Origin of the sequence: Mesorhizobium sp. WSM4310 (assembly GCF_007003935.1) — a bacterium.
Lineage (GTDB): Bacteria > Pseudomonadota > Alphaproteobacteria > Rhizobiales > Rhizobiaceae > Mesorhizobium.
Window position 1 is genome coordinate 1 of record NZ_VFTA01000028.1, and the last position, 26,416, is coordinate 26,416.

Sequence of the window (26,416 nt, forward strand, 5' to 3'; positions counted from 1 at the left end):
TCTGGCAGTGGACCACGGACTGGTACCAGGAGCATCGCCGCATCGAAAGCCCTTGTTGCACGATGACAGATCCGCGCGGCGGCGAGCGCGACGCGAGCTACGATCCGCTGACGCCTGACATCAGGATTCCGCGCAAGGTCACCAAGGGCGGGTCCTTCCTCTGCGCGCCCAACTACTGCCGGCGTTATCGTCCCGCCGCGCGCATGGCGCAGGCGATAGACACGTCCACTTGCCACCTCGGCTTCCGCTGCATCGTGCGTCCGGTGTGAGGGAAGAGTGCGGAAGCTTGACCAGTCCGACGCGGCGCACAAAGCTATCGTCACCAAAAAGGGTTAGGCCGCGACCGCCAATGTGTGAGAGTCCGCTGGTGCCTCTGTACGGTTTCCCAAGCTAAATCCCAAAGGACGCTGGCGGCCTTGATGCGATAGTCGCGAGCATGCCGGCACGACCCTTAGGGCTTCGACGGATAGCTAGAGAGAGGGGCACAGTCCGACATTGGCTAAACCACGCTTCGGCGGACTTTTTCGTGCGCGCACAATTTTTTCGACGCCCGCGTCGTATGGTGTTGCTGCTGCGGCGGCTCGTGATGCCGCCAGAAACAGGAGGCCCGAGATGTACTCTTCAATGTTACCGACCCATGGCGCGTTGGTTGAAATCGCGATGCGACTCGCGACGACGACAGATCGGCAGCGGCGATCGGCTACATACGATCCGGTGAAGTGCGGAGATGCCTGGTGTCCGTGGTGCCACATGACAGGCGCCACAAAGCCATCGGAACTGGAAGCTGTTGCAAATGATGACCCAGCCGAAACACGCAGGTACGATTGCACGGTCTGCCGAGAAAAGTTTCGAGTCGGCACGTAATTATCGGCCGAGCGCTGGGTCTGCGAAGGTTATGCCAAACCGAATATTCGGCAAAAAAATAACGAAAACAATGGAGATGGCGGAGAGAGTGAATTCCAAGCGCGGCCTAGTGTTCTCTGCGTGTAAAATACCCTTTTCACACTGACTCGGTTTTTGGTCAGGCGTGATCGAATGGGCTGCTTCGCATCGCCCGCCGCCCGTCGACCACCTTTCATCTTGTCTGGCTCATTTGGTCTTCATGCCGGTCCGCGTTGAATGCCTGCTTTCCCTTCGCGATCCATAGGTCCCGCGCCTGCTCGCCTTCGTGGCCCTGCAGCTCGGCAGCGATCCAGAGCAGCGCGCCGTAGATGATAGCGCGATCGTCATTGGCGAGCTCGACAATGCCTGCCTTGACGACGAGACCGCCGAGTTCGATCAGATGCCGTGTGCGCTTGCGGCGCTCGACCTGCCAGGTGCGCATGTCATTGCGAGCCTGTGCCGCCTGCCGGCGATTGCGGGCTGCCCGATTGCGCCGGAGCGCGTCGCAGGTTGCCTTCAGATGCCGGAGCAGTTCGCCGGGACCCGCTCTCGAAAAACATCACCCCACGCTTGGCCCATGCCTCACGCTTTGCGGCTTCTTTTGTTTCAGCGATTGCGACCAGCGCGCCGGCCAATTCGTCGGTGCTGAGTTGATCGGCGCCGGTGGCGATCACCAGCTCGCCAAGCTGCTGGACCTTTCGCGTTTTGAGTTCTCGTGCCTTTTCTTCCAGCGCCCTCAGTTCCGCGTCGAAGTCTCTTGGTTTACGCATGGCGGTCTCCATAGATTGTCGATGCAGGTATGACAGGCGAGCGCCTGCCGGAAGGCTTCAGGGTTGCCGAGACAGGCGGGGACGGGCTGGTCCATCCCGAGAATTTTTCGAGGGAGGGCGCGCTTATACGTCGTGCCGACGTGCGCTTTGACGTGCAAATGATCTGGTCGCGATGGCGATCTATCATCTTCACGTCAAGGTCATTGGCCGCAAGGCCGGCTCGAGTGCTGTTGCCTCGGCCGCCTACCGGTCGGCCTCGCGGTTGCGCGACGAGCGGATCGAACGCACGCATGATTTCTCGGCCAAGCGCGGTGTCGTCCATTCCGAGGTGATGATGCCGGAGAATGCACCAGAAGCCTGGAGCGACCGCGAACGGCTGTGGAACGATGTCGAGGCCTTCGAGGTCAGGAAGGATGCGCAGCTTGCCCGCGAGGTGGAGTTTGCCCTGCCGCGTGAACTCAGCCAGGCGCAAGGCATCGAGTTGGCGCGCGACTTCGTTCAGACCGAGTTCGTCAGCCGGGGCATGGTCGCCGATCTCAACGTGCATTGGGACAGGGCAGAGGACGGCAGCCCCAAACCGCATGCCCATGTCATGCTCGCCATGCGATCCGTGGATGAGAACGGTTTTGGTCCAAAGGTCCGTGACTGGAATCAGACCGAGCTGGTCGAGCGCTGGCGTGAACGATGGGCCGAGCTTGCCAATGAGCGCCTTGCCGAACTCGACATCGACGCCTGCATTGATCATCGCAGTCTGGAAGCGCAGGGCATTGCCTTGGAGCCGCAGACTCAGATTGGTGCACCGGCCCAACGCATTGAAGGCGACGGCCTTGACGCTGCCGGCATTGAAGCAGATCGCGCCGAACTGCACCGCGACATCGCGCGCAACAATGGCGCGCGCATCATCGGGGATCCATCGGTGGCGCTGGACGCCATCACGCATCAGCAATCGACCTTTACGCGAAGGGACATTGCGAAGTTCGCGCATCGACACAGCGATGGAATCGAGCAGTTCAACCACGTGATGGCAGCCGTCAGCAACGCGCCCGATCTGGTCGAACTCGGCAAGGACGGACGCGGCGAAGATCGGTTCACGACCCGGCAGATGATCGAGACCGAACAGCGCCTGCATCGCGCGGCAGAACGCATGGCCGGACAGGAGCACTATGCGGTGAGTAACGCACATCGCGAGGCTGCTCTCGCGAATGCCAAGCAGCTCGGTCTTGTCCTTTCTGGCGAGCAGGCCGATGCATTGACTCACATCACCGATGGCCGCGGTCTTGGTGTTGTTGTCGGCTTTGCCGGAACGGGCAAGAGCGCGATGCTGGGTGTTGCACGCCAGGCATGGGCGGCAGCGGGCTTTGAGGTCCGAGGCGCGGCACTCTCCGGCATTGCGGCCGAGAATCTCGAAAGCGGCTCAGGCATCTCGTCACGCACCATCGCCAGCATGGAACACAGTTGGGAACAGGGCCGTGACCAGCTCACCGCACGTGATGTCCTGGTGATCGACGAGGCTGGCATGGTCGGCACGCGCCAGTTGGAGCGCGTGCTCTCCCATGCGGCGGACGTTGGTGCAAAAGTAGTGCTGGTTGGTGATCCGCAGCAGCTGCAGGCCATCGAAGCGGGTGCTGCATTCCGTTCGATCCATGAGCGCCACGGCGGCGTCAAGATCGGCCAGGTGCGCCGGCAGCGCGAGGACTGGCAGCGTCACGCCACGCGCGATCTGGCAACCGGCAGGATCGGTGCTGCGATCGGCGCCTATGACGCGAAAGGCATGGTGCACCAGGCTGCGACGCGCGATGAGGCGCGCAGCAATCTGGTCGAGCGCTGGGATCGCGACAGGCAGGCGCAGCCACAGGCAAGCCGGATCATCCTCACCCACACAAACGACGAGGTGCGCGCGCTCAACCACGCAGCGCGAGAGCGCATGCGCGCCGCCGGCGATCTCGGCGAAGAAGTGCAGGTGGATATCGAACGCGGGGTGAGAAGTTTCGCCAGCGGCGACCGCATCATGTTCTTGCGCAACGAGCGCGGGCTCGGCGTCAAGAACGGCACGCTTGGTGTGATCGAAGAGGTCAGCACACACAACATGGCCGTGCGCACCGATGACGGCAGGTCCGTACGGTTCGATCTGAAAGACTATGCCCACATTGACCACGGCTATGCAGCGACCATTCACAAGGCTCAGGGCATGACCGTTGACCGCACCCATGTCTTGGCAACACCGGGTATGGATGCGCACGGCAGCTACGTTTCGATGTCGCGGCATCGAGATGAGCTGAACCTACACTACGGCAGCGATGACTTTGCAACACAAGACCGGCTCGTCCGCACGCTGTCACGCGACCGCGCCAAGGACATGGCGTCGGATTATGAGCAAGCCGACCCAGCTCAGATCTATGCCGAGCGGCGGGGGATCACTTTCCGCGAGCGTGTGGTCGAGATCGTGCGCCGGATCGTTCCGGAGAAACTGCGCGATAGGATCGGCGGGCTGCTGGACGGGCTGCGCTCGCCCGGAGACGGCGAACCCGGCCAGAACCGTGGGCAAAGGCCGGGAAGGGAGAATGTCGGGGCCCAGATCGGAGATCGTGGCCCCACGCCTGGAAGAGAAGCTCTTGCTGAGGGAGCGCAGCGCGACACGACTGTGCCGGGGAACCGAGAGGCAGAAATGCGTCGAGCCCGCACCCAGGCGCTTGTGGGTCACGCGCGCGTCATCGATGCGATCCTCAGCACCGGAAGTGAGGACGGGCAGGGCAGTCCCGAGCAGATGCGCGAATTGAAGGATGCCCGTGGCGCGTTCGAGAAGGTTCGGCGGCATGGCTGGCGTGACGCCGAAGCGGCCTACGTCAAGAACCCTGAGCTAGTTCGTGAAGCGGCGGCCGGCCGGGTCAACCGCGTCGTGCAGGCGCTCCAGCTAGAAACCGAAATCCGCACCGGACTGGACATCGATCCGGGCCGCCGCGCAGACCGTTTCGTGGAACGCTGGCAAAAGCTTGATCGCACGGGCCAGCGCCAATACCAGGCCGGCGACATGTCCGGCTACAAGTCAACGCTCTCGGCTATGTCCGACATGGCAAAAAGCCTCGAACGCGATCCACAGCTGGAATCCCTGCTTGCCAACCGCAAGCGCGATCTTGGCATCAACATCGATTCCGGCCGGCGCCTTGGTGCGGAACTCGCATTCAGCCATGGCATCGGTAGGGGGCGGGGCCTTGGGCTTTGAGATCCCTCCGATTTGCCGCCGTTTTCACGCCGCAGGCGGCTGAAGCCACAAACCTGATTGCGTCCAGCGTTCGGTCTGTCCTGTCTGTCCCAATAGATACCAGCAACAACCACTGAGAAGCAGCGCGAGCTATGTCCGAGCCGGATCGCATCATACGCCTCAGAACCGTCAGGACCGGTCTGTCCCGCTCGACCATCTATCGCAAAATCGCCGAAGGCACGTTCCCCGCGCAGATCAAGATCAGCATCAACGGGGCGGGCTGGCGGGAATCCGACGTCAATCGATGGATCGCCGATCCTGTTTCGTGGTGTGCCAGAACGGGGCGGAACATAGCTACTAGCGGCAAACGGTCTGAGGGCACATAAGTTCACCTCTTGTCGAATCCGATGAACGATTAGGGCCGTCTCCTGGCAGCCCCCATCGGACGCCTTTTTTGCCGAAGTTGACATCAGACCCGTCGTGAATCGGGTGACCAACTAAGTAGACAACCCGGACCGTCGTGCACACTAGGGTTTAGTTCGGCATTTTCCAGCGGGAGGACGCCAATGCAGAGTTCCGAGGTACTTATACGGCGCGCCGAGGTTGTCTGCGTCCACCTCAATACACTTGAGGAACTCCTAAATGTATCGAAGCCGGGGGTCGCAGAGGCGCTCCGCGCCAGCCTCTCTCTACGATTTCTATTCGACGGTGCGCTCATTCAAACCGCTCATCTGCTCGGGCACGCCATCGAGATACCCGCACCGGTCTTAGAGAGAATTCCAATTGAGGAGGCGGTGCTCTTTGCGTGTGGCGGCTATCATCTGGGAGCTGCAACTGTTAGCCCGCACTACACCTACCGGGAGCCAGGACCCAACAGTGGGCACCGTCCGCAATTTGAAAGTCAGGTTGCCAGTTCCCCTAGCACGCACGTGTTCGCCGACATCAAACTGTCGAAGTTCCTGCTACAGCCTTGCTTGGGCCTTGTTGGCCTCACCATCTCGCGCAACGCCACGATCCGGTATGTGGCCAACAAGTGTGGCGGCGCACACCACCACGACGACCTCGCCGGGTTCAGCGAGTTGGATATGCGGCTGACACTTGTCGGGCATGCATTGCGCGTGAATGGTGACAGTATATCAGCGGTGTTTCTTGAAACACTTGGAACGGCGTCGCTGCTGCTCGCTTCGAACAGCATCATCACCCTACGTGCAGCTTTGGCCGCAGCCAGAACCCACTAAAGCCGCACCTGTCGATTGTCGCGCGGATGCCCGAAACTTCAGGATTCGACCATCAGCGACCATAAACCGAAACGCCTCTGACCTTGTCATAAAAGCGATCGATGAGCCTTTGCTCGTCTACGCGCTCCACGCGCATCGGCCGTCCGAGGCTCGCAAACCTGGCGTTGGGAAAAGCCCATTCAAGCTTTGAGTTACGCCGCAGATTTTTCACGGCAAACAAAACTCCGAACGGCCCTCGAATGCCCGAGTCATCTAGGATGAGTTGAATGTCTCGCAAATGCCGGGCGAACTCCGCGTGAAACTCGTTAATGGTCAGCCGTCCCTCCCCGTCCCGAACAGAAAATGGATGGGCAACATAGGAATGGACGAGCCAATCATCGTCGATAAAGAAGCGCGATATCGAACGGCCCTCCTGAAAGGTTGCGTCCCGAACCTCAACGCCATTATCGCAGCCTTTGAAAACGCCACGGCTTTCGCCATGATAGTGACGCATCACTTTCAGAACAGTTCGGCCGGGATCAAAAGACGTCCGCCCTCGTTCGTAGTGCTCCTGCGGCACGATCGCTATATGCAGGGTCGCGCCATTGTTCTGCATGATGTCGCGCGCTTCGACAGCTGCATTCTCACGTTCCATCAATTGCACCGTGTCGGCCTCTAGCTTCTCTAGTGGCGTAAACAGGGCGTGGAGTTGGTCGCGCGGGATTGGCGTATTTTGGGCGCCGGTGCGCAGGTAAAAGCCGCCTGTGATTTTGTTCTGATAGGGTCGTAACCGGTGGTCGGGCAGATCAAGACAAAGAATGAAACCTCCCGTGTCCAAATCGAGGAACTCTGCACGAACGCCCAACGGCTTGGGATCGATGTTGTCCTGAAGGATCGAGATGATGCGGCGTTGCAAAGCATCCCGATCGCCATCCATCGCTTCGAAGCGTTCGAAGGCGCCCTTCTTTTCATGTACCCCAACGATAAGATATCCAGGCCCTGCATTTAGAAACGCGACCACGTCATCGATGAAGTTTGACTTTCCACGTTGCTCGTCGAGGTTCAGGCGTGCCTTGAATTCATGGTGTTGCCCCTCGATGACAAGGCCAGATCGGATGCTGTCGCGTGTCGGCGCGGCTGGTTGTTTATTCATTCTGTAGCCCTCTCAAATTTTTCCGATCAAATGCTGTGGGCAACATTTCATCGCCGGGTATTTAGATCAACGCACGCTTGAGAAATATGCCTTTAGATAACAGTGTTCCCAACACCGCCCGACAGACGGAATAATTCTTGAACATCGCCGATATCGACCTCGACATATTCCTTGACGACGTCTGTTCACTCGACAGACGCCCCCGGGCACCGTCAACGACGCGCCCTTGGACCGGAGAGCAACTTCGGCGCTTTCTCGAAGACCAGTGCGGACTGAAGCGTGCCCTGTCGTCTAGCCGGCCCAAGGGGCGGTTTGTCGTCCATCATGACGAAGCATTCCCCATTCTAAACGTGCTCTCTCAAAACGGTGCTGTGCCGCTAACCCTCACCCATATCGACGCTCATTCTGATCTGGGAACCGGGGTCGGGGACCTTTCGTGGAAAGACATTGGCGGGAGGCTGCTTGCCCTGACTCCGAAAGAACGCGCCGCAGCTATCCCGCATCATGGCATGGAGCGCATTTCGGCCGCGAACTATCTCTCATACGCATTGGCCTGCAGGTGGCTTCGGATGCTGACATATGTGCATCACGCGCATAGCGGTGACGACCTGATGCCCTTCTTTTTCCGAGACTTCGATCCGGCATGCGGCATTATGGAGTTGCGGTATGTGCCGCGCGTCCATGACGTCCGCTCAAGGGAAGAACTGCTTGCCCTGCCACACATCCTTGAGCCACCTATCCCGTTTCAAAAAGTTCCGGTTGAAGCTTATCGAGCCGCGGAACTGTTCGAGTATGTGATCCTTTGTCAATCGCCCGGGTACACCCCAGCTGAGGCCGACACCTTGATCCCGATCTTTCAGGATTACGTCGACTTCGGCGACGTTCGTGCCCAAGGTTTCCCAGGCTCGGGCTCCCTCCCGAGCGGCAAAGGAGAGGCTCAGTGACACTGGACGGCTTCCTGAGTTTCCTCGCGCTTTTCATTGCATTCTACACGATCGTATCGCCAGTAACGCGACTACGCGCGCAGTTGCATCTGGCGGTGCAAATTCCGTTGGCGCTTCTGGCAGTCTCGCTTGTCTTCTACTTCGAGTTTTTCTCCTTGGTGAGTCAGCCTTGCCTGTTAGCAAGCACTGAAGCCTGTACCTGGCTGACTTTCCCCAAGGATGGCAGCTTTACGCCACCCCAAGCCGCTTTCCTGGTCGTATTCGTGTGGATGATTCTTGCTTGGCGTCTCAACGTCCTGCTGAAGCCGGGGCCGCGCTCCATGGTGGCCGTCGGCAAGATCATGCAGACCCTGCTCTATGAACGTCGCTTCGCGGAACTGCTGGATTTCATACGACCGCATCTCGGTCTGATACAGGCCGTGGCCGAGCGGCAGCTACTACGACAGAGAGCACACGACTGGTTGGCCGATACGAACTGGCTGCGCCGTCAGCAAATCCGAACGTTCAAGCCGGCTGAGTGTGACGGGGACGAGCCGAAGCAGCCAAGGGCGGGCTATGGCAAACGGATATCTGAGGCTTTCCGGCGGCGAATTCGTTGGGCGAGGCACTTTGTCCCGGCCAGTAGTAGAGCTCAAGCCAGCGCCGAGACCCTTGTGCGCATGCTTTTGCGTTCTGAGGAGTTTAGGAAGTTCCTCGTCACGATGCGGCCGGACGCACTCCCGGACTTCATGGCAATTAAGCTGCAACCGCGTTTCGATTTCTCGGACAAGGCGCTGCGCGATTTGATCACCGACAGTGGCAGCAGGCTCTACCAGGAAATTGAGCAGAACCAGAATCTCGCGGACAAAGGTGGCTATGCAATCCCCGGGGAGAATGTCCTGCTCCGGTTTCTGTTCGGCGATGCCCAGGTGGCTCACAACTTGGGAGCCTGGAAGCCCATAGGCGATGCCGTCATCGACACCATCCGTGCGGGAGCACCCAGTGGCTATGTCGCCCATCTCAATGGGCGTGCCAATGATTTCGACGATGAACAATGGCACGATATCACTTTTGTCGGAATTCGGTATTTCGATATCATGGTCAATGAGGCTATGCGTCAGGGTGTTCCCTATCATATGTGGCTATTTTACCTGCCACTCTTCGTTACCGAACTGGAAGGAATCTACGATACGACCGGCCACAACATCGACACGATGGCTGAATTTCCAACCCGCAATGCCCGCCTGCTGTACGAAGCGTTTGACGTCATGGGCAATTGGGTGCGCAATATCCGGCATCTCGATAGCACATCGCGGCATGCTGTGATTCCGGCGATGAATGAGTTCTCGACAGGCGCCATCCCGGTCGATGCTGCCGTCGCTCTCGGCAATGCCATGGCGGTTGTCGCGCTTTCCGACCGCATCGGCGACACCTTTGCAGGCTATCTCCATGACGGAATCCTCCACGACATTGCGTCCCTCTCACATGAGGGGCTTGAAGGACGCATGCGAGCTCTTTTGATCCGGATGATCGTCGCAGGAGGTAATCGGCATCCGGCGGCTCGATATGGGCAGCGCCTCAAGACCTTCCTGGTAATGGCTGACCATGTTTTGCGCGGATCGGTCAAAGACTATGTCGCCGCGGTTGAGGCTGCTTTCCCGGAATCGCGGAGAGGCGGATGATAGACTTGGCCCGCGCCAAAGCCGCGCATCATTAGTCGTTGTCCTCCTCGATAAGCTGACCGACCATTTTCTCGGCATAGTCGAATGCGCTTGGCGTGAGGGAACGGATTTCGATCGGAATCTTCAGCGAGACAGCGTCTGTTAAGTTGCTCGCATGGATGCGAAACTCGATTGCTCCCAAAGCCTCTCTAGGGCCGTGCGGCTCGATAGAGACGTCGAAGTCCTCGTTCCCTTGGCCATGTCTCCACAAATCGCATGACAGACTCAGATCTGAGCCGGAAGAGCCTGCCCTGTAGTAGAAGCCTTCCGCATCATGCTGCTTGGGTATGAAGGGCAGCGCAGAAGGGATAGCTGAGTCAAGATTGTCCCACAGCCCAAAGCTGCGCATGTGCCTTCCCAGCATGTGGACATAGTTAGGGCGAGTTGGTGCCGCCGGAGGCGACGGAAGTCCTTTTCGTTCGGCGGTATCATCGTCAACATCGCGCTTAGGTCGCCAGATGTAAAAGCTTCCATGGGCTTTCATTTCAACAAGCGCGTTTTCAGCAGGCCGCGTACCGACATTCCGTGCACGAAAACTGGCCACCAGCTTCGATGTCTCAGCAACCAGCCGTTTATGAATGCGCCCTAACGCTTCCTCCAATGCTACTTCCCACTTCTTGTAGGCGTCGTGGTAGGCCTCGATCTGTTGATCGGTCGGAGGCATATGCAAGCCTTTTAGGGACTCTAACGAAATCCCCTTACTCGATGACACGGGCGGCACCGCCTTCGGGGGAATGAAATTCTTCCGCTCGGGAAATTTTTCTCGCGCTTGCCGCATCAGCGCTTCAATTTCGCTCGGGACCAATGCCTCAACATGCGGGTTGTCGAAGACAATCCTGTCAATAGGTTGACCACTTCCGTCAACGCAAGCCACCTCGAATTTCGGCTCGGCGGTGCGCAGGCGGACAATTTCAGCCTGCGCCGCTCTAAGTTCCTTATCGGCCTTTGTTTCTTCAGGAGGCGCTAGCCATGTCTCGGGAATAGCATAGTGTGCCACACCCGCCGTGACTGCAGACGCCATCACCCCTCCGTCGTGTGTGAGGACACCCACATCCAATTCTAAATTGTTTGTGGCAAAGCCGCTTGTGATCCCAACCAGCGTGTCATCAGCCTCATCGTAGTCGAGCGTAGTTGCCAGCGCCGCATTTGGTTTCAGACCGACCTGCAATGACAGCAAGATTTTAGGGTTCCTTTCGCGCAACACAATGGGATTGAGTTGGTTTGAGATTACATCACGTAGAAGCCCGTGTGCCTTTCGGGCACGTTTTCCTAGCCGTGTAGTCATCTCGCCTTTGCTCTTATCAATCTCCTTTTGAATTGGGCGGGTGACAATCAACTCGACTTGATCGAAGTCCCCTAGCTCCGACCACGGAAGCTCTCCAATATCTTTGCACTGAAAGAAAAGGTTGGTGTCGGGGAATAGGTGGATTCGAGTCTTGTTCATGAAGAAACCAACCGCCGGCGCAGCTAACGATTCCAGTTCACCGTATTGAATAGCGTATACAACTTGGCGGCGTACGTTTCGTCGACCTGATGGGCGAATGCGATCAATCCCAAGATATGACGCCGCATGCCGATAAGTGAGACGAAATTCCTTTTCAGCCTATGTTGTTCGGGGCCGATCTTTTGGCTTGTTAACGCGTATAGATGAGTTTCGATGTTGTTTCTGAAATTTTTGGTTAGTCTAGGCTTATCCGTGTCGATCAGCACGCCTAGGAGAACCTTCCGCCCGCCAGGAGACACGATCGTCGTCTTTTGGCGATGTGTTTCGAGCCCGAACTTCGCGAGTTCAGCCTCTACCTTTTTGACGAGACTCATCGCCTGTCGCCGGGTGGTTGTGGTGATCCGGGAGAAAGCCAAGTCGTCTGCGTACCGCGAATAAGCCCAATCCGCGGTGATCGCGATAAGGTCGAGTTTCTGGTCAAGGGTTTCCACCACCCGGTTCGCAAGCATAGGGCTCGTAGGGGCACCCTGAGGTAGGTGGCCTTTGGAGTGTTGGCGGTATGGGCGCCGGCCTCCACGTCCAAGAAGTGCACGCGCATCATTGCGATTGTGGTCCGCTAGCCTGGTACATATCCTGGCCATTTGAAATGATATCAATGCCCCGTAACCAAATGACCTAAAAACCTGATAGACAGAGTCCTCAAAAATAGACTCGAAGAAATGCCGGACGTCCATTTTGACGACCCACTTCGCACCCGCGTGCTTCTTAGCGGCATCAACGAGGTCTCGATCTCTTGTGAAAGCAAAACTGGCATGATGGGAGGGCGTGGCCTGCAAGATGTTCTGGGCAATCCAGCGCTGCACCCTCATCAATTTTGGATCTGGGACGCATATCGTACGATAACGGCGCGGCGGCGCCGGCACTGCGTTCGCCACCCCGCGCTTCTTCACTCGAAAAACCCGGTACGGGTCGATCTTTCGATGCGCAACCTCTTGAAGGAAGTCCGCGTTGACATCGGCAAGATGTGCAAGATGATTCAGTGTGAAGATGATCGGCAGGTCCGGGTGCTTCCGCTTGACCGCCGTTGCCGCCGCCAAGCAAGCCTGGATTGTGCTTTCGGACCTACCCTCCGACCGTGCGCCAACTATGAAGGCCTGAGAGTCCCAACGATACGGCATCTACTTTAGCGCGGCCCTGGCGGCGTCGCGTCGTCCGTCGAAATGAGCCTCCGAGGAGGTTGCCTGAAAGGCAACGATGGATGACGCGACGTGGACTTGCATTCACGAGCTCTTTCAGCGGCAATGGAAAACTCCATTCCCCAAGACAATGGATTCGTATCCATCATCACGGCCATCCCGAAGGATGACAATAGCTAGACGCTAGCGTGGGACTCTCAGAGTCTCTGGATAATATGCTTCCTGGTTGGTGGCAATGATCGGCTTAGATCCTTGAAGAGCTTTTCCCGACGCCAGAAAAGCGTACCCTTTATCCGTTAACCTACCGCTGCCCACTATTAACCCGTTTTGGAGAGCCTGGCGCAGAATGTCCATTAAGGTGGGCACAGGAAGCCCTGTTCTCGAAGACAAAGCGGTTTCCGATCCTTTGTGCCACCGTCCGCGTAGCAACGTCAGTACGAGTATTGTTAGGCGGTCCTCTTCCGTAAGTTCTCGTCCCATATGAATGCCGTTGTCGGCCGCCGCGTTTTCAACGACCTCAGCCACCGGCCTCACACCGAATAATCCATGAAGTTCAGGCGGCGCAGGTCCGTCGAAAAGCGCGCGCCAGCCATCGCGACTGCAGTGAACCATTGCCGGAGTGTTGTTCGGAATGCGGTAGCTGAAGGCTATCAGCGCGGCAACATTTTCGAATCCGTAGCGCCCACAACCTCGTCCCTCTGCGGGTCCATTGTTATCGATCAACTTCGTCCAAGCGAAGTACAAGCGTGGCGACGTGTTCCAACTCACAGTAGGGGCTATCCACTCAGCAGTGGTTTCCGGGCGCATCCGGTGTTTCCGAACGCTTGCAAGCCCAGATTCGGTTGCTGCTGCTGCGATCACCCGGAACTTGATGAGCTTCCTAGACATCCAAGAGCGAATTGTGGGCACCGCCCAAAACTTGTCCAGCATGGATCTAACGCGACTTCCGGAGCCAATGAAATCAGTGATAATCACAATCTCGCCGGCTGGGGCAGACTTGGCGCGGAGACTATCGGGGCCGGGATGATTCATGAAAATTTTGGGCCATGCATCCTTCTGTTGGGAGGCGACGAACGCGAGCAGGCCTTCGCTGCCTACCCTGGCCCGACCTCGAACGGGTTTCACAGCCGGAGGCCCGGATCTGCCGATTGCACGCCGGCGCACTCTGCCGTCTTTGTCGGGCAGGTCTTGTGATGTAAAAATAGCCGCTTCCTGGAACTCCCGCTCCGCGTAAAGTGCAACTCTCCTGTTTCGATGGCGAGTCCCTTTGGCGATGCGGTCCAGGGCAGTCCTAATTGATGTGACGACCTGCTCTTCGTTTAAGAGCAGCATGGCATCCAGCATCGCGGCGGCTTGAACGCGATCGCCCTCGGAAAACTGAGCCAGCCAAGATCTGCCTGTACTCGTTTGGCTTGATGTCAGAGGGGCTGCCATTGTTCCTGATCAACCGTTTCCGCGTTAGGCCACCCGCTTGGCTGACAGGCTCGGCGCGACAATCCCGCCCCTTGCAGTTCGCGATGCGAAGTCTGGTCTCCAAGGGCCGAAGCAACTCCGCCGACTTGGTATCCTAGCGATCATCAATGGCCGTAGCTAGCGTTGCCAGGTTCCCAAGAGAATAAGGCTCGGGCCTTGGCATTCTGGTGTACTGCCGAGCGTCATCTAGTACGAGGGAGTGTCCGCTTTCAGTAGATGTTAAATCCGGCTGGTATGATCGGGACAAGGCGCAAAGCCGCCGCTCGTCCCCTAATCTAATTGACCGCCCTTCGACTTACGAATGAGTCCTTCCGGCTCCATTCCGAGCGCGTCGGCGATGCGTCCGAGAACCGTGACACTAGCCGAAACATCAGCGCGTTCAATCGCTCCTATGTAGCGAGAGCTCAGCCCCGACCGCTCTGCTAATTCCTCTTGGGTCAGATGCCGCCTGTTTCGGGCATGCCGCAAATTGATAGCTAAGATTTCCTTTAGATCCATCCCGAGAGATAACTCGCGAATGGAATGATCATTCCAGGAACGATAGTTCCTATTCGCAGTTTTATATGCTATGAAGTGAACCCCCTTCGTCAGCAATGATGGTCACCTGAAATGAATGATGCCTCTGAGGTTCCAGTCGATAGCGACCGCTCTCTCGATCTCGTTCTTGCCCTCTGGGCCGAGTGGAAACAGGCTCGATATGTTTCGCTGATGCTATGTCGAGTGCAGCAGCGGTTGGAGGCACGAATGATGGTCGATACCGGAATTCAGGTATTGACTGCAGGCGCGTCCGCGCCGCGTCGAAGATCAGCAGCGACGTCCGACGCAGCCTCTCGATACGCCATAGCTTGCGAAGCCGAAGCTCTTGCCATGACCGAGGCGCTCAAACTTCAGGACGAAATGCCCGACCTCCGGTCCTCATCGCTCCTCGGCATTGTTGCTAAGTTGGAAATGATTGCCGGCGCCGACAGGGATATCGGTGATCCCACCGATTTCCCGTGGCCGCATATCGCTTCCGTCCTAAAAGACTTGAAGGCAATCACAGGGGATCTACATCGCAGTCGACCGGACCGCACCATTGTCCGTGCTGACGTGGCGAGATATTGGAACGAAGCCACCAAGTTTGTGATGGCGCTTTCGGACGAGGGTCCGCAGCGGAATGCGCCTGTCGCGTAAACTTTGCGTCGCCGTCGTAGGCGCAGGCCCCCAGCCCAGGTGCACCTCTCCCTTGGAGAATGGTGCCGATAAGAGCAGGTTAGAAAGCTTGGCGACGCCCCTCAACGAACTTCATGATATACGCGGTGGCGAAAACACATCGCCGTCGAACCTCGTTCGGTTGATCCCTGTCCGATTTATACGCTGCGGCGTGCCAATTGCACGATTGATGGTACGCGTCTCTTTGCTCGTCGCTGGTCATCGCGATGCTAGCTCTCGTGAAGCCGGCACCAGACACAGGCAATGGTTCTTCCCTCATCGAAACCGCCGCTGCGGTAGCGCCGGAAGAGCTTCGCAAAGCCATGCTTGAGTTCGTCGAAGCGCTTGCCATCGCTGATGCTAGGCGCGATCATCTCGTCGCTATCGGCTCATCGATTGACCGAAGTTCTGCAATTGATTCGGATCACGCCCAGAAGGCTCCCAAGATATGACGCGAGCCGCTATCTACGCTCGTTTTTCGACCGAGCTTCAAAACGAAAAGTCCACCGAAGACCAAATCGCCCTTTGCCGCGCTTATGCAGCTCGCAACGGTTTAGATGTCGTTGCCGTCTATGAGGATAAGGCGCGCTCCGGAGCGTCGTTGTTCGGTCGCGACGGGCTCCTGGCTATGCTGGAGGCGGCCGGCCAAAAAACGTTTGATGCGGTAGTCGTCGAAGCGCTTGACCGCCTTTCACGCGACATGGCGGATCTCGCGGGTCTTCATAAGCGGCTCTCTTTTCTCGGTATCGAAATCCAGGCAGTTCATGATGGTATCGCCGATGCGGTCCTCATCGGTATTCGTGGGCTGGTCGGTCAAATGCAGAGGGAGGATGGCGCCAAGAAGGTGCGGAGGGGCATGGCTGGCGTTGTCCGTGATGGACGTCACGCCGGAGGCCGGGCCTATGGCTATCGACCTATCTTAGGTCGCCCTGGCGAACTTGAAGTCGTCGAACGGGAGGCAGAAGTTGTCAGGCGCATTTTTGACGCCTACTCTGCTGGTCGAACCCCACGAGACCTAGCTGGTGATCTCAACCGCGATGGGATAGCGCCGCCGCGAGGAACACGCTGGAACGGCTCCACCATCAACGGAAATGCCCAACGCGGGGTGGGTCTGCTCTTTAACGAACTCTACGTTGGTCGGATCATTTGGAACAAGGTCCGAATGGTAAAGAACCCCGATACTGGCAAGCGCGTCTCTAGGCCAAATCCGAAGGACCAGTGGCAGACGAAAGAGGTTCCGCATCTTCGCATTGTCGACGACGACGTTTGGCAAAAGGCACAGGCACTCAAAGTCGCGAGGGTGAACGCATCCTCTCGTTTCAAGCGCCGCCCGGCGCACTTGTTATCCGGCCTACTTCGCTGCGGCATCTGCGGATCGGGCATGTCGGTTCACGATCGTGACAAGACCGGCAAAACGCGTGTCAGGTGCTCCGCCGTTCGTGAAAGCGGGAGCTGCTCCAACCGGCGCATTATTTACTTGCCCGAGATCGAGAGGGCAGTCCTCGATGGCATGCGCGAGCAGTTGAAAGCGCCGGACCTGATCGAGGCATACATCCGCAAATATAACCAGGAGCGCCGAGAATTGGCGGCACGGTCGAACTCGATGCGCTCAGCGCTAGAAGCCAAGCGCGATCGGGCAAAAGGCGAACTTCAGCGGGCGATCGACCTTGTGATCAGGGGCGTGATTGCTGAAGAGGATGCCAAGCAGCGGATCGCAGAACTCAAGTCACAGCTTTCTCTGATCGAGGCGGAACTCTTTAGTCTCGATGAGCCACCATCAGCCGTGGCTCTCCATCCAGCCACCTTGCAGCGGTATACCAAAACCGTCGATGGCCTTTCAAAGGCGTTGGCCGACCACGCGACTGCTGCAGATGATCGTGGCCCACTTATCCAAAACTTCCGAGAGCTTGTTCATAGCGTTACGGTGTACCCAAAACCTGCACGGAAAGGCTTCGAAATCGAGGTCAAGGGCAAGCTCGCCGCCCTTATTGGCGGAGCAGCGTTCCCTACCGCGCGGTACACCGGAAAGCCCACCCCATTAGGCGGCCGCTACGGTGCGGCCGTCAGAGACGATAGTGGGTATGAAGTGGTAGCGGGAGGCCGTTTTGTCCCGACCCCCGGTTCAAACGTCGACACTCTACGCGAGAAACTCGCGCGTCCTCCGGAATGTCAGATTCAGCGCGTTATCGTATCGGGGCTGGGTTCGGCCGCACCGGCACGCACACTCTGAACTTGGCGCTTGAAATGCTCGGGTTCGGATCGTGCCATACATGGAGGACGTCAACTCTAACCCAGAGCAGCTGATCCGCGCCGCCGGGCGTGGCGAGCCGGTGGATTGGGACGTCGTCTATGTCGGTTACAAGTCGGCAGTCGACTGGCCGACGGCCTATTTCTGGCGCGAACTCGCTGAAAATTTCCCCGACGCCAAGCTCATCCTCACCGTTCGCAACCCCGAGGACTGGTACAGGAGCGCACGCGCCACGATCTTCAACACCATGGGCGAGACCTCCGACCCGCAAAGTTTTGGCAGGGCCGTCATAGAGACGAAAATTTTCGGCGGTCGTCTCTACGACGAAACCCATGCTATCGAAGTGCTCGAAGCCCACAACGCCGAAGTGATCTCGGCTTTCCCGCCGTCGCGCCTGCTGGTCTATCAGGTGGCCGAAGGCTGGCCGAACCTTTGCGCCTTTCTCGGCGTCCCGATCCCGGCCGAAACCTTCCCACACAGCAACACCACTACCGAATTCCGAAGCCGCTTCGCCAAATAAGCCCCGCACCGAGTTCGAGGCCGCGGCCCGGGTAACGCGCGTAGCAGCCTGTCTACGCCCGCTCCGATGCTTGAAACCAATAGAAGCGGGTGCATCATCAGGGGGAGGATGACCGCTGTTGGGCGCGAAGGTGCCATTGCGGCTAGCGGCTCGGATGTCCGCTTCTGGACGGCGGTCATGATAAGTTCAATGGCCAACTTGGCGGCCCAATGCTGACTGGCAGATTGGGCGCCGTATCCAGCCCGTCCGGTTTTGGACAAGCTTGGCCACACTCTCCAACGGATCTTGGAACAGCTGCGGTTGGCTTTGCCGGCCGGGCGAGTGCATTGTTGCCCACTAACGCTTGCGCAAGAAAACCGGTACGACGTGGTGAAAAGCGATTCCCTCATCGCGGTGTTCACCCCCGGTAATCGCTGCAAACCATGCTGCCGCAGCGCCAAGCGCTGAGCCTGCAGCAGTCGCGAAGCTAAAAATGGCAGTTATGTGGGCTGAAAGGCGCACCGTACTTTCGTTGAGTGGCGCGTCAGGGCGATTGACCACGGCGGCCGCGCCGTGTCCACCAATCATCGCCAAGAAAAACGCGGCTCCAAGTGTCGCTAGGGCCCAGACTTCGATGCCGTGTATGCCATCGCGGAATTCGCTTTCACTTTCGTTGCTATCTTCCCAGCGCGTGCGCATTCGTCCAGCTACATAACCGCCGGCTGCGGAACTTGCTATAGCAATGATAACTACCCACAGCCCGGCCACCAGCACATTCCAGGAGGCGCCACCGTTGGGAAGAGTCGGAGAACCCAGCGCCAAACCAACGCTCGACCCGAATTGCAGAAGAACCACCGAAACGGCGCAAGCGATTACACCCCCGCCAAATATGCCTCCCCACTCAAGATAGGACGATGTAGCCACTTTTGGGGGCACTGCGGCGCTTTCCGTTGGGGCTATTTTGGCCATGATCTTACCGAAGTCCAAGAAATGACAGAATGAACAAAACGATCACGACGAGGCCAACAAGATAGATTATTCCGTTCACGGCATCCTCCTCCTGATTGCTGACCGAAACACAACGTCTCCGGGATGTTTTGGTTGCAAAAGAGCCTGGCCCGGAAATCTGGACATTGACGATAGGTGGAAATTCCGCCTGAGCTCGGCATTCCCAATGATGTACGCATTTAAGCAGCGGCGAAGCTGATTCAATGCATCCGTTGCCCTGCTGGACCGGAATGGAGCCGCAGAACGAACCCGCTACGCGGGAGGGCGCGAGCGGTTGAGGTAAAGATCAAGAACCGGTCGTTGCGCTCGCGTTGAGCGTGGTCCGGCGGGGGCAGAGCATGACGGGCTTCTTCAACAAGGAGCCTGACCATGCCCCATTCAGTTCTCGAAGCTCCGATCAGCCCGTTGCGCCAACGGCTGATCGACGACATGAACATGCGGCGTTTCTCACGCGAGACGCAGCGCAACTACCTTCGCGACATCGGACGCCTGGCGACATTCCTCGGGCGTTCACCAGACGCTGCTACCGCCGACGACCTGCGCCGGTTCCAGATCGAGCAGCACGACGACGGCGTTCCGGTGCCGACCATGAACGGCATCGTGTCGGCACTGCGCTTCTTCTTCACCCACACGCTCGACCCCCCGGACCTGGCGCGAAGGCTTGTCCTGGCTGGCGCATCCGCGCAACCTGCCCGTGGTGCTCAGCCGCGACGAGGTGGCCCGGCTGCTCAACGCCACCACGTGTCTCAAGCACCAGCCGCATTATCAGTCGCCTATGGCGCGGGCCTGCGTGTGGCGGAGGTGTCGACGCTGAAGGTCGCCGACGTCGATAGCGAGCGCATGCTGCTACGGGTCGAGCGCGGCAAGGGCGGGCGCTACCGCAACGCCATCCTCGGAGGACCTGCTCACGCTTCTGCGTGAGTGGTGAAAGGTCGGACCATGGAGCAACCCAGCATACCGCGCGCGCTGGCAATCTGCCGCAAGCAAGGCTGGAAGTTCGACATTGATGAAACGGTTCGGCTATCGTGCCGCCTTCGCCGGCGGCGTCGAGGCGACCGCTTCGATGGGTGGCCAGATCATGCCGCCGGTGATGGGCGCCGTCGCCTTCATAATGGCCGAGACCCTCGGTATCGAGTATCGTGAGGTGGTGCAGGCGGCGATCATTCCAGCCGTACTCTATTTCGCGTCGGCCTTCTGGATGGTTCATCTCGAAGCGGGTCGCGCCGGCCTGATGGGGCTGCCGCGTTCGCAACTGCCGTCACCACTTGCCGCGCTTAGAGAACGCTGGTTCCTGATCCTGCCGCTGGCAGCGCTCGTCTATCTGTTGTTTTCCGGCTACACGCCGCTTTATGCGGGCACCATTGGCTTCGCGATGACTGCGCTGCTGATCCTCGGCGGTTCAGTTGCACTTGGCCTGCCTTCACAGGCGTTTGGTGTCATATTCTGGATCCTGCTCGGCGTCGCGGCTGCCAGTTTCTTCAAGTTCGGCATCGGCATCGTGCTGGTGACGGCCGGAGCGCTCATCTTCGTCAACTTGTTTGTCAAGGGCGGCATGGACACGCTTAATGCCTGTCGCGATGCACTTGCTCAGGGCGCTAAGTCTGCGCTTCCGGTTGGTATCGCCTGTGCCATTGTCGGCATAATCGTGGGCACTATGACATTGACCGGTATCGCTAACACATTCGGCGACTACATCGTCTCGGTCGGCCGCGATAGCTTGATCCTATCGTTGATATTGACGATGATCACCTGCCTCGTTCTTGGCATGGGCATTCCGACGATCCCCAACTATATCATCACGTCGACGATCGCCGGACCGGCATTGCTGGCGCTGGGTATTCCGCTACTCGTCAGTCACATGTTCGTTTTCTATTTCGGAATTATGGCCGACCTTACACCGCCAGTGGCACTTGCCTGTTTTGCTGCGGCACCCATCGCGAAGGAAAGCGGGCTAAAGATTTCGATTGAGGCTATCAAGGTCGCTGCCGCCGGTTTCGTGATTCCCTTTATGGCGGTCTACACGCCGGCCCTGATGCTGCAGCCCGGCGGAGCTTTGGCCAACGAAATCGGCTTCTATCCCGCCGTTGTCTATATCGTGTTCAAGACAGCTCTTGCCATCTCGCTTTGGGGCGCTGCGGTCGTGGGCTTCCTCAAAACTCACATCGCTTGGTGGGAAAGACTGCTCGCAACGGCTGCGGCGTTTGCGCTGGTTGCGGCGGTCCCGATATCGGATCAGCTAGGGTTTGCGCTCGCCGTGACCTTCTTCGGCCAACATTGGTATCGCACCCGGATAGCCGTCGGAACCGTGGACCGATGAGCCTTTGCATCCTTGCTGCCGGCAAAATCACGGTGCTCGTCGGTGCCACCTTCACGTTGTCATGGACGCATTCGGTGGAAAAGACCCGCTGGGAAGAAAAGTGGCGGGCGACATCTGCTGGATTGCAAATCGTCGAGGCGCGCATCCAAGGCTCTGGCGCCGGGATGGACCCGCCAGAAGGGTCGCGGTTTGAGAAGGGTTGGTGGGTCTATGCGCCCGACAGGAAAGCACTTCCCCGGCTCGTGCTTGCTGCATCGGGAGCGACAGGCGAGGGCTGGACCATCTGCGACAACGGTACGTGCATGGTTTTTGGGAACGCAGCCGATGACCCTGTGGCTTTGCGAGCATTCAATAACTCGATCCGGTAGGAACACCGCCGACCTATGCCGCTGCGCTATTACAGCTGTTGGTGACGCCTGAAATCCGCCAGGCGCGCCATTGTTTTCGATCAGTTGAGAAAATCGGCACGGTGCGGCGTAAAGCTGTCGACCAGCCGTCCCGCTTCCAGCGCCTTGACGCCATGCACCAGACCGGACGGCACGATGAAGCTGCCGCCGGCCTCGAGAATTTCCGTCCGCCCGTCGATGGTCACCTCGAAACGGCCCTCGGCGACATAGCTTGACTGGACATGCGGGTGCGAATGCAAGGCGCCGACGCCACCCTTGTCGAAGCCGAATTCAACCAGCATCAGCTCATCGGTGGAGAGGAGAACGCGCCGCCTGTTGCCGTCTGCCGTCGGCGTCCAGGCGCCCTCGCAGGCATGCGCGAAGATCTTGGTCTTGGTCATGTCCTCTCCTCAGCGCGCCAGCCAGCCGCCATCCACCGGAACTGCGGCGCCATGCATATAGTCGGAAGCCCGTGCCAGCAGGAAGACGGCGGCATCGCCAATGTCCGACGGCTCGCCCCACCGCCCCGCTGGAATGCGCCCGAGAATGGCGGCACTTCGCTCGGGGTCGGCCCGCAGCGCCTGCGGCGGCGTAGGACAGCGGGCAGAGGGAAACGCGCGCTGGCGGCGCCTTCTACCGGTTTTGCTGGCGGCACCGCCGAACGAACGGAACATGAGCGGACATCGTCAGTTTATTGTTGTTCGCATTCGTCAAAAAAGGCCGCTGCCATGTCCCGTACCGTTGGTGATTTCGTCGTTTCGCGACTCCATGAATGGGGCGTGCGCCGGATGTTCGGATATCCAGGAGACGGGATCAACGGAGTTTTCGGTGCCCTCAACCGTGCGAGGGGCAAGATCGAATTTATCCAAGCTCGGCATGAGGAAATGGCAGCCTTTATGGCCTGCGCCTATGCAAAATTCTCCGGCGAACTGGGCGTATGCATAGCGACGGCCGGCCCCGGTGCGACGCATCTGCTTACGGGTCTCTATGATGCCCGTATGGACCACCAGCCGGTTCTGGCCATCGTCGGACAGCAGGCACGCAGCGCCATCGGCGGTCACTATCAGCAGGAGGTCGATCTTGCGGCGCTTTTCAAGGACGTGGCGGGAGCGTTCGTGCACCAGGCCTCGGCCCCCGCGCAACTGCGCCACCTTGTCGACCGCGCCATTCGCATTGCGCTGGCGCACCGGACGGTCACGGCGCTTATCTTGCCGAATGATCTCCAGGAGATGGGCTATGAAGAGCCACCGCGGGCCCACGGCACCCTACATTCCGGAGTAGGCTATCGACCCCCAACGGTAGCACCGCACGCCGATGACCTGAAGAAAGCAGCGGATGTTCTCAACGCCGGGAAGCGGATAGCCATGTTGGTTGGCGCTGGCGCTCTCGGCGCGACGCAGCAGGTGATCGAGGTTGCAGACCGGCTGGGCGCCGGTGCCGCCAAGGCATTGCTGGGCAAGGCGGTCTTGCCAGATTCCCTTCCATGGGTAACCGGATCGATTGGACTGCTGGGCACCGAGCCGTCCTGGAACCTCATGCGCGACTGCGACACGTTGCTGATGATCGGCTCGGGCTTTCCCTACGCCGAGTTTCTGCCAAAGGAAGGCCAAGCCAAAGGCGTCCAGATCGACCTCGAACCAGGCATGATGTCGCTGCGCTATCCGATGGACGTCAATCTCGTCGGCGAAGCTGCCGAAACACTCGAGGCCTTGCTGCCGCTGCTGAAGCAGAAGAAGGACACATGGCGCAAGCAGATCGCAAAGGACACGGTCTCTTGGTGGAAGCTCCTCGAGAGCCGGGCGCATGTCAAGGCCGACCCAGTCAACCCGCAGTTGGTCGCATGGGAACTGTCGTCGCGATTGCCCGACAATGTCATCCTGACCAGCGACTCCGGATCCTGCGCCAACTGGTATGCACGCGACATCAAGATCAGACACGGCATGAGCGCCTCGCTGTCAGGCGGTCTGGCGTCCATGGGCGCGGCGGTTCCCTATGCGATTGCCGCGAAATTCGCCTATTCGCACCGAGCGGTCGTCGGCCTTGTCGGCGACGGCGCCATGCAGATGAACAACATGGCGGAGCTGATCACCGTCGCGAAATACTGGAAGAACTGGGCGGACAGCCGCCTTGTCATCTGCGTTTTCAACAATCAGGATCTCAACCAGGTGACGTGGGAACAGCGTGTCATGGAAGGCGACCCGAAATTCGAGGCCTCGCAGCAAATTCCCGACGTGCCCTATCATCGCTTTGCGGACCTGATCGGGCTGAAGGGGCTGTTCGTCGATCGCCCCGAAGAACTTGGCGGAGCCTGGGACGAAGCCCTCGCATCCGATCGCCCGGTCGTCCTCGAGGTCAAAACCGATCCAGAAGTGCCGCCACTCCCCCCGCACTTCACTTTTGACCAGATCAGGAACCTGACCTCGTCCCTCGCCAAGGGCGACCCCGAAGAGATGGGCGTCATCGGGGGAACTGTCCGACAGGTGCTAAGTTCTATATTGCCGGGGCAAGACTGAATGGTCGGCGATTGGATGTTCGGCACGTCAAAGAATGATGCGAGACCGAGCGTCGTCTACGCGAGCGAGGCGGAAATGCCGACCATATGAGGGACCCGCTGGCGGCTGGAGGTCGGCGAAATCAGTCGCAGCGATTAACGCGAGAGAACATGTCGTCTTGCGGACCCAAAGCTCCTTTCGAGCCAGAACAAGCCTGAAGGATAGATGTGCGTCAGCTGCGCCTGGGCAAAGTCTTCTCAACCACATCCGCTTGAGTTCTGTGAAAATGGCGCCAAGGCTACTGCGCGGGAGTCGACATCGCGTCGAGCCGGTTGGCCATTTTTTGCCAACCACACGCTGGGCGAGTTGAAGACCTGGTCGGATCGCAACCTGGAAGAACGAGCTCGCTTGACGCATCCCACTCCTCTTCGTCCATCATCGTTCGTCCACTGCTAAGGACGATCTGCTTGATGAAGGCGAAATTTGTGCGCAAGTTCGGGAGCAGGCAGATCGAAATCGGTCAAACCGATCATGTCACTGGTCTTGTCCCGCCACACTTCGGGCGCGCGCGAGCCGCGCCTCACCTGCCAAAGCCGCCCAGCGCGGTCGACTGATTGGAGCTGCCATCGATAGCCGCTCGCCGCGGCAATGACCGACACGGATCATTCGCGTACAGCGGCTAACAATTCTTAAGAGGGAGGGCGCACTAGTTCTCGCCCAGTATGAAATCGGCGCAGCGGTCGCCGATCATGATTGCTGGCGCGTTGGTGTTGCCGCTGGTCAGCCTGGGCATGATCGATGCATCCGCGACGCGCAGGCGCGGCACACCGCGCACGCGAAGCTGCGGATCGACCACAGCCTGATCGTCCGTTCCCATCCGACAGGTGCCGCAGGGGTGATAGACCGTCTTGGCGTGGCGGATGATGTGGTCGACTATTGCCGCGTCGCCGAGATCGTCGGCATGGCCGGGCGCGAGCTCCTCGGCAACGACCTCGCGCAGCGCCGGCTGGCGCACGATGGCGCGCGCGACCTTCATGCCGGCGAGCAGCAAAGCTAGATCGTCGGTGTGCGAAAGGAAGCCGGTGGTGAAGCGGATCGGATCGCTTGAATCGCGCGAGCGCAGCAGCACCGAGCCGCGCGATTTCGGCCTCAGCACGCATGGGTTTAGCTCCATGCCGTGGCGTTCGATTGAGCCGTGCTCGGCGCTTTCGATCATCACCGGCAGTACATGGAACTGCACATCGGGCCGGCCGTCGCCGTCGGTGTCGAAGAAGCCGCCGCTTTCGACCACGTTGGAGGTGAGCAGACCTCGCCGGAACATGAGATATTCGATGCCGTGCCGAAGCGCTTTGAAGCCGCGATCCTCGCCGAGCAGCGAGACAGGCTTGCGGGTCAGCGCGTAGAGCGGGGCCGCGACATGATCCTGCAGATCCTGGCCGATCGCCGGCATATCACGGATGACTGGTATGCCCATTTCCGCGAGATGCGCCGCCGGCCCGAGGCCGGACAGCATCATCAGCTTCGGCGTGGCAAGCGCACCGGCGGCCAGGATGACTTCGGCCTTCGCGGAAGCTGTATGGCTCTGCCCGTCCGGCGTTGTGTAGGTCAGGCCGGTCGCCGCGCCATTCTCCAGCGTCAGCCCGGTCACCAGCGCATCTGTGACTATTTTGAGATTGGCATTGCCGGCAAGTGGCCGCAAAAACACTTTCGCTGCCGACTGCCTTTCACCGTTTGCGGTCGTCGTCTGGTAAAACCCGACGCCCTCCTGCCGCTCGCCGTTGAAGTCGTCATTGAAGCGATAGCCGGCCTGCTGCGCGGCTCGCACATAGGCGAGCGACAGCGGATGCCGGTAGCGCGCATCCGAAACCGGCAGCGGACCGTCTATGCCATGCCGTTCGCCGGCCAGCCTTTCGTTGCGCTCCAGCCGCTTGTAGACCGGCAGCACGTCGTCCCAGCCCCAGCCCGGGCAGCCGAGATCGCGCCAGCCGTCATAGTCCTCCGGCTGACCCCTTATGTAGAGCATGGCGTTGATCGACGAGCCGCCGCCGAGCGTGCGTCCTTGTGGGATCGGCAGCGAGCGGCCGCCGACGCTCGGCTCCGGCTCCGACTGGTAGATCCAACTTCGCGCCGTGCCGATCACCTTGGCGAAGGTGGCGGGCATGTCGATGAAGCGCGTGTTGTCGGCCGGACCCGCCTCGACGATGAGTACGCGCTTGCCCGCCGCGACCAGCCGGTTCGCCACGGTGCAGCCGGCGGATCCGGCGCCGGCAACGATGTAGTCATAAACCTCGGCCATC

The 26,416-nt window shown here is 59.2% G+C and carries 23 protein-coding genes and 3 pseudogenes; 15 read left to right on the plus strand and 11 right to left on the minus strand.

Translation table 11 applies throughout. The annotated features are described in order from the left end of the window. The coding region (locus FJV80_RS25335; protein WP_142877765.1) for an SUMF1/EgtB/PvdO family nonheme iron enzyme at positions 1-269 on the plus strand (269 nt) is incomplete at its 5' end. 806 nt (positions 270-1,075) lie between these two features. On the opposite strand, the gene FJV80_RS25340 is transcribed toward FJV80_RS25335, so the two are convergent. Together FJV80_RS25340 and FJV80_RS25345 are read right to left on the minus strand one after the other, a co-directional pair. Then, positions 1,076-1,324 (minus strand): conjugal transfer protein TraD, encoded by a 249-nt coding sequence (locus FJV80_RS25340; RefSeq protein ID WP_095793751.1) that lies wholly within the window; start codon positions 1,322-1,324, stop codon positions 1,076-1,078. A gap of 1 nt (position 1,325) precedes the next feature. Beyond that, positions 1,326-1,652 carry a conjugal transfer protein TraD gene (locus FJV80_RS25345; RefSeq protein ID WP_095793782.1) on the minus strand — a complete coding sequence of 109 codons (327 nt, stop codon included), beginning with the start codon at positions 1,650-1,652 and terminating at the stop codon, positions 1,326-1,328. A gap of 172 nt (positions 1,653-1,824) precedes the next feature. Here FJV80_RS25345 and traA point away from each other — a divergent pair, with 172 nt between their 5' ends. The 3 genes from traA (at position 1,825) to FJV80_RS25360 (ending at position 6,089) form a co-directional block, all read left to right on the plus strand. After that, the gene (gene traA / locus FJV80_RS25350) at positions 1,825-4,872 is read left to right on the plus strand and encodes a Ti-type conjugative transfer relaxase TraA (RefSeq protein WP_095793753.1); all 3,048 of its coding nucleotides are present in this window, start codon (positions 1,825-1,827) and stop codon (positions 4,870-4,872) included. A 131-nt stretch (positions 4,873-5,003) separates the two neighbouring features. Then, positions 5,004-5,237 (plus strand): AlpA family phage regulatory protein, encoded by a 234-nt coding sequence (locus tag FJV80_RS25355; protein WP_142877766.1) that lies wholly within the window; start codon positions 5,004-5,006, stop codon positions 5,235-5,237. A gap of 180 nt (positions 5,238-5,417) precedes the next feature. After that, positions 5,418-6,089: a hypothetical protein gene (locus tag FJV80_RS25360; RefSeq protein WP_142877767.1), complete on the plus strand. Its 672-nt coding sequence runs from the start codon at positions 5,418-5,420 to the stop codon at positions 6,087-6,089. 52 nt (positions 6,090-6,141) lie between these two features. Here FJV80_RS25360 and FJV80_RS25365 read toward each other — a convergent pair whose 3' ends face one another. Then, positions 6,142-7,221 (minus strand): ATP-binding protein, encoded by a 1,080-nt coding sequence (locus FJV80_RS25365; protein WP_095793756.1) that lies wholly within the window; start codon positions 7,219-7,221, stop codon positions 6,142-6,144. 137 nt (positions 7,222-7,358) lie between these two features. On the opposite strand from FJV80_RS25365, the gene FJV80_RS25370 reads away from it, so the two are divergent. Both FJV80_RS25370 and FJV80_RS25375 read left to right on the plus strand, forming a co-directional pair. Next, a complete protein-coding gene (locus tag FJV80_RS25370) occupies positions 7,359-8,165 on the plus strand; it encodes a UPF0489 family protein (RefSeq protein ID WP_095793757.1) in 807 nt (268 codons plus the stop codon). Beyond that, positions 8,162-9,826, plus strand: a complete 1,665-nt coding sequence (locus tag FJV80_RS25375; protein WP_095793758.1) for a hypothetical protein — start codon at positions 8,162-8,164, stop codon at positions 9,824-9,826. The genes FJV80_RS25370 and FJV80_RS25375 overlap by 4 nt, the downstream gene beginning before the upstream one ends. 31 nt (positions 9,827-9,857) lie before the next feature. Here FJV80_RS25375 and FJV80_RS25380 read toward each other — a convergent pair whose 3' ends face one another. The 4 genes from FJV80_RS25380 to FJV80_RS25395 all read right to left on the minus strand — a co-directional run bounded on the left by FJV80_RS25380 (position 9,858) and on the right by FJV80_RS25395 (position 14,476). Continuing rightward, positions 9,858-11,309 carry a hypothetical protein gene (locus FJV80_RS25380; RefSeq protein WP_142877768.1) on the minus strand — a complete coding sequence of 484 codons (1,452 nt, stop codon included), beginning with the start codon at positions 11,307-11,309 and terminating at the stop codon, positions 9,858-9,860. A 23-nt stretch (positions 11,310-11,332) separates the two neighbouring features. Continuing rightward, entirely contained in the window at positions 11,333-12,406 is a 1,074-nt protein-coding gene (locus FJV80_RS25385; RefSeq protein WP_210202265.1) for a reverse transcriptase family protein, read from the minus strand. Between the two features lie 282 nt (positions 12,407-12,688). Continuing rightward, a complete protein-coding gene (locus FJV80_RS25390) occupies positions 12,689-13,849 on the minus strand; it encodes a hypothetical protein (RefSeq protein ID WP_095793761.1) in 1,161 nt (386 codons plus the stop codon). A gap of 399 nt (positions 13,850-14,248) precedes the next feature. Next, positions 14,249-14,476, minus strand: coding sequence for a helix-turn-helix transcriptional regulator (locus tag FJV80_RS25395; protein ID WP_095793762.1), 228 nt, complete (start codon positions 14,474-14,476; stop codon positions 14,249-14,251). A 246-nt stretch (positions 14,477-14,722) separates the two neighbouring features. Between FJV80_RS25395 and FJV80_RS25400 the strand changes: the two genes are divergently transcribed. From FJV80_RS25400 to FJV80_RS25415, 4 genes are all read left to right on the plus strand, one after another. Further along, positions 14,723-15,151 (plus strand): hypothetical protein, encoded by a 429-nt coding sequence (locus FJV80_RS25400; protein ID WP_095793783.1) that lies wholly within the window; start codon positions 14,723-14,725, stop codon positions 15,149-15,151. Positions 15,152-15,396: 245 nt separating this feature from the next. Beyond that, positions 15,397-15,621, plus strand: a complete 225-nt coding sequence (locus FJV80_RS25405) for a hypothetical protein (protein ID WP_142877769.1) — start codon at positions 15,397-15,399, stop codon at positions 15,619-15,621. Further along, on the plus strand, positions 15,618-17,399 hold the full coding sequence (locus tag FJV80_RS25410; RefSeq protein WP_095793763.1) for a recombinase family protein: 1,782 nt from the start codon (positions 15,618-15,620) through the stop codon (positions 17,397-17,399). The genes FJV80_RS25405 and FJV80_RS25410 overlap by 4 nt, the downstream gene beginning before the upstream one ends. Before the next feature lie 40 nt (positions 17,400-17,439). Then, on the plus strand, positions 17,440-17,937 hold the full coding sequence (locus FJV80_RS25415; protein WP_210248210.1) for a sulfotransferase family protein: 498 nt from the start codon (positions 17,440-17,442) through the stop codon (positions 17,935-17,937). 336 nt (positions 17,938-18,273) lie between these two features. On the opposite strand, the gene FJV80_RS25420 is transcribed toward FJV80_RS25415, so the two are convergent. Continuing rightward, on the minus strand, positions 18,274-18,885 hold the full coding sequence (locus FJV80_RS25420; RefSeq protein ID WP_142877770.1) for a hypothetical protein: 612 nt from the start codon (positions 18,883-18,885) through the stop codon (positions 18,274-18,276). A 408-nt stretch (positions 18,886-19,293) separates the two neighbouring features. Between FJV80_RS25420 and FJV80_RS25425 the strand changes: the two genes are divergently transcribed. The 3 genes and pseudogenes from FJV80_RS25425 (at position 19,294) to FJV80_RS25435 (ending at position 21,609) form a co-directional block, all read left to right on the plus strand. Further along, entirely contained in the window at positions 19,294-19,845 is a 552-nt protein-coding gene (locus FJV80_RS25425; protein WP_246689054.1) for a site-specific integrase, read from the plus strand. An 82-nt stretch (positions 19,846-19,927) separates the two neighbouring features. Beyond that, positions 19,928-21,241, plus strand: a pseudogene (locus FJV80_RS25430) (TRAP transporter fused permease subunit); the annotation flags it as partial. Continuing rightward, positions 21,238-21,609, plus strand: a complete 372-nt coding sequence (locus FJV80_RS25435; RefSeq protein ID WP_095793764.1) for a DUF1850 domain-containing protein — start codon at positions 21,238-21,240, stop codon at positions 21,607-21,609. The pseudogene FJV80_RS25430 and the gene FJV80_RS25435, both read left to right, overlap by 4 nt. Before the next feature lie 80 nt (positions 21,610-21,689). Here FJV80_RS25435 and FJV80_RS25440 read toward each other — a convergent pair whose 3' ends face one another. Both FJV80_RS25440 and FJV80_RS25445 read right to left on the minus strand, forming a co-directional pair. Then, the gene (locus FJV80_RS25440) at positions 21,690-22,028 is read right to left on the minus strand and encodes a cupin domain-containing protein (RefSeq protein ID WP_142877771.1); all 339 of its coding nucleotides are present in this window, start codon (positions 22,026-22,028) and stop codon (positions 21,690-21,692) included. 9 nt (positions 22,029-22,037) lie between these two features. Beyond that, a pseudogene (locus tag FJV80_RS25445) lies at positions 22,038-22,211 on the minus strand (SDR family oxidoreductase); the annotation flags it as partial. A gap of 144 nt (positions 22,212-22,355) precedes the next feature. Between FJV80_RS25445 and FJV80_RS25450 the strand changes: the two are divergent. Beyond that, positions 22,356-24,140, plus strand: coding sequence for a thiamine pyrophosphate-requiring protein (locus FJV80_RS25450; protein ID WP_095789632.1), 1,785 nt, complete (start codon positions 22,356-22,358; stop codon positions 24,138-24,140). A gap of 37 nt (positions 24,141-24,177) precedes the next feature. After that, a pseudogene (locus FJV80_RS35275) lies at positions 24,178-24,539 on the plus strand (formate dehydrogenase); the annotation flags it as partial. 286 nt (positions 24,540-24,825) lie between these two features. Here FJV80_RS35275 and FJV80_RS25465 read toward each other — a convergent pair. Continuing rightward, entirely contained in the window at positions 24,826-26,415 is a 1,590-nt protein-coding gene (locus FJV80_RS25465) for a GMC family oxidoreductase N-terminal domain-containing protein (protein ID WP_095789630.1), read from the minus strand. Position 26,416 lies beyond the last annotated feature (1 nt).